This window comes from Rhodococcus sp. ARP2, from assembly GCF_001029585.1.
Taxonomy (GTDB): Bacteria; Actinomycetota; Actinomycetes; order Mycobacteriales; family Mycobacteriaceae; genus Rhodococcus_F; species Rhodococcus_F erythropolis.
On sequence record NZ_LEKE01000072.1, the window covers coordinates 1 to 3,521 of the forward strand.

4 protein-coding genes are annotated in these 3,521 nt (G+C 60.8%); 3 read left to right on the forward strand and 1 reads right to left on the reverse strand.

Annotated elements, in window-relative coordinates; all coding sequences use genetic code 11:
- The coding region (locus tag ABX74_RS19795) for an SDR family oxidoreductase (RefSeq protein ID WP_047889520.1) at positions 1–704 on the forward strand (704 nt) is incomplete at its 5' end.
- Positions 705–743: 39 nt separating this feature from the next.
- Here the strand turns inward: ABX74_RS19795 and ABX74_RS19800 are convergent.
- Complete coding sequence (locus ABX74_RS19800) at positions 744–1,370, reverse strand: FMN-binding negative transcriptional regulator (RefSeq protein WP_047889521.1); 627 nt, start codon at positions 1,368–1,370, stop codon at positions 744–746.
- 79 nt (positions 1,371–1,449) lie between these two features.
- On the opposite strand from ABX74_RS19800, the gene ABX74_RS19805 reads away from it, so the two are divergent.
- A complete protein-coding gene (locus tag ABX74_RS19805) occupies positions 1,450–2,784 on the forward strand; it encodes an aminotransferase class I/II-fold pyridoxal phosphate-dependent enzyme (RefSeq protein ID WP_223257969.1) in 1,335 nt (444 codons plus the stop codon).
- A 108-nt stretch (positions 2,785–2,892) separates the two neighbouring features.
- The coding region (locus ABX74_RS19810) for an SDR family NAD(P)-dependent oxidoreductase (protein WP_047889522.1) at positions 2,893–3,521 on the forward strand (629 nt) is incomplete at its 3' end.

Genomic DNA, 3,521 nt, shown 5'->3' on the forward strand with positions numbered 1-3,521 from the left:
TCGGACGTGCGGTCGCGATTGCATTTGCCAGAGAAGGCGCGGACGTTGTCCTGAGTTATCTCGACGAGGAAGAACAGGACGCTCGGGAAACCGCTCGCTGGGTCGAGGAGGCAGGTCGCAAAGCCGTCTCGGTGCCGGGAGATCTCCGAAGCGAGGAACATTGTTCTGCTTTGGTCGAAACCGCGGTGCGTGAACTCGGCGGACTCGACATCTTGGTGAACAACGCCGCGTTTCAGATGGTGCAGATGGGCGGCATCGCCGATATCACCACCGAACAATTCGACCGTGTGATGAAAACCAACCTCTACGCACTATTTTGGCTCTCCAAAGCAGCGATCGCGCAGATGGAGCCCGGATCGACGATCGTGAATACCTCGTCCATCCAAGGTGCGTCCCCGTCGCCCGAGCTGCTCGATTACGCCACGACAAAGGCGGGCATCATCGACTTCACCAAGGGACTGGCCGCCGATGTCGCACGAAAGGGAATCAGGGTCAATGCCGTTGCACCTGGACCGATTTGGACGCCACTGATTCCGGCGACGATGCCCAAGGAGAAGTTCGAGACGTTCGGGGACGACGTTCCGCTCGGGCGGGCAGGTCAGCCGGCCGAGCTTGCTCCCGCCTATGTATTTCTCGCCTCTGGCGAATCCAGTTACACCACTGGGGAAGTCATCGGCGTGACGGGTGGAAAACCGCTCACCTGAATGTGCGACTAGACAAGGCGTACGACGACGGCGTAACGGTCAACCGTTGTCGAGGCCGGCGGCGACCATCGCTGCGGCGGTCTCTCGTTCGGAGAATGAGCCCTTCTCCAGACCCCGGATGACGCCGGAGCGATCAGCGGGGGAACGGTTTTGGTTCAACTTCGCTTTTCCGTAGACACGGGCCACGTGCAGTTCGATCCCCACAATCCCTCGCAGCTGCGCATCGACGAACTGCGGCGGCGCGTCGGTGACCTTCCATTCGTTCTCACGGCCGGATTCATGTCGAGCTGTCAGTGCGGTGACGTGCGCACGCAGCCACTGCTCGTCGTCGTGCGCAACCAGTTGGCCGTAGACGTAGAGAACTTCGTAGTTCCACGTCGGGACAACCTTCCCGTGGACGCTCTTGCTCGGGTAGAACTCGGGGCTCACGTAGGCGTCGGCGCCGGGGAGGATCACCAGAGACTCCGATGTCCCGGTGTATCGCCAATGCGGATTCGTCCGGGCGAGATGCCCCTCCAACACGTTTCCTTCGGCGTTGTACAGCAGTGGCATCGACGTGACTTCGAGGGTCTCGGGGCCCGGTGTGACCAGGTGTCCGAATCCACCGGCGCGGAGAGAGTCGGCGACCGCGTCGTCCGAGAGGCGGAATTGTCCGGGCAGTATCATGTGTCTCCTCGCAGATTTTTTGTCATGTGACAATGTGTCACAGCGTGGAGGTTTTGTCATGTGCTAATAGAGTGAGCCTGTGACCAGCACTGTGGCGGACCAGGTGAGGCTCTATGTCGTCCGCGGGACAGCGGGCGAGATTTCCGAGGGCATCCGCAATCTCATCAGTGCTGGGGTACTGGCTCCAGGGGATGCGTTGCCGCCCATACGGGCCTTGGCCGACGATCTCGAGGTTCACCGGAACACAGTTGCCGGAGCCTATCGCTTGCTCGTGGCGGCGGGAGTTGTGGAGACACAGGGCCGGCGCGGCAGCTTCGTGCGAGCCATACCGTTCCTGGAAGGAGAAGGCGGTATCGCTCTTCCTGGCAGCGTGGATCTCGCCAGCGGAAATCCTGATCCGGCATTGCTGCCTGATCTCAGAGCCTCGTTGGACCGGACCACTTACACGCCCCGGTTGTACGGCGCCGCAGCCACCGAGCCTCTACTCGATTCCTGGGCACGTTCCTCGATCGAGGACGAGGTTCCAAGGCCGTGCTCGATCACCATCACCAACGGTGCCGTTGACGCGGTCGAGCGACTGTTGACCGCTCATTTGACCCGAGGTGACGCCGTCGCGATCGAGGATCCGTGCTTCCTGGCGAGCATCGGAACGCTCAAAGCCAACAGCTTCCGAGCGGTACCGATGGACATCGACACTTCGGGTATTACCCCGCAAGGGCTGCTGCGTGCTCTCGAAAGTGGTGTGCGCGCGATTATTTGCACCCCTCGTGCGCACAACCCCACCGGGGTCAGCATGAGCGCCGACCGAGCGGCGATTCTCGGAAGCATCCTGGCCGAGTTCCCTCACGTTCTGGTAATCGAGGACGATCACTTCTCTGCCGTGTCCAGCAATCGGTACTGTCGGCTCGCTCCGATGAGCACGACGCGGTGGGCGCTTGTTCGTTCCGTGTCGAAATTTCTCGGGCCCGACCTGCGCGTGGCAGTGGTCGCCTCGGACCTCGACACCGGCATTCGGCTGAGCACTCATCTCCGGTCGGGCGCCAACTGGGTCAGTCACCTGCAGCAGCGCTTGAGTGCTGAACTGCTGAGTGATCCGACGGTGATCGACGGCCTCGCCAATGCTCGCGCTGTCTACGAGCGCCGCCGAACCCTTCTGAAATCTGCACTGTCAGAACATGATATCGAGGTTCCTGACACTTTCGACGGACTCAATGTCTGGGTTCCGCTGGATCGGGATTCCGAACCGATTGTCGAGCGACTCGCCGAGTCTGGCTGGCTCGTGCGGGACGGAAGTCAGTTCTCGGCGACGCCGGGTCAGTGCCACCGGGCACTTCGTGTGACCGCCTCCACCATCACCTCTGACCAAGCACGCGAGTTCGCCAGTGCCCTGGCTGAAATATTGGCGAGCCCGTAGTTGTCCAGCTGCACTACGGTGCGAATCTGAGTCTCTCGCTTCTCGACGAAACTACCGGCGACGGCTGGATCGATAGGATCGGTTCGAGCGACGACGAAGGGTGTAATTGTGGCGAGGGCGGTTGTTGTCGGTGCGAGCCGAGGTCTCGGTCGTGCTTTGATCGAGGGTCTGAGGAGCGATGGCGACGAAGTTCTCGGCATATCGCGTCGGCGTCCTGACGGGTTCGACGTCTCCGAGTGGATCGAAGCCGACCTGACCGATCCTGTTACGGCAGCGAATTCGATCGATCAGGAGCTTGTCGGTGGTGTAGATACCCTGATCTGCAACGTCGGAATTTGGGAAGGGGATGCCTTCACTTCCGATTATGCGTTCACAGATCAATCCGATGTCGAAATGCTCGAAATGATCAACGCCAACATCACGGCCACAATTCTCCTGCTCAAGCGCCTGATCCCGAGAATGATGGGCCGTCCTCGACCTCGGATCATCTTGACCGGGTCCACCTCGGGACTCCCGCGAAGCGGTAGGCCGGAGGTTGCGTTCGGTGCATCGAAGTTCGCGATCAACGGCATTGCCGACGCGTTGAGAGAGGGCTACCGGAAGGACAGACTCGCAGTGACTGTCCTTCATCTCGGATATCTCAATACAGAAGACGGACTCGACGTGCCCCGAGACGTCGCTGCCGCCAGGGGAGAGGGATCTCTGGTCCCGGTACATGACGTTGTGGATACGGTGCG

What these genes read in the sequence shown, in the direction of transcription:
- ABX74_RS19800 (WP_047889521.1), bottom strand. Translation starts at nt 1,370, where the DNA reads ATGATACTGCCCGGACAATTCCGCCTCTCGGACGACGCGGTCGCCGAC.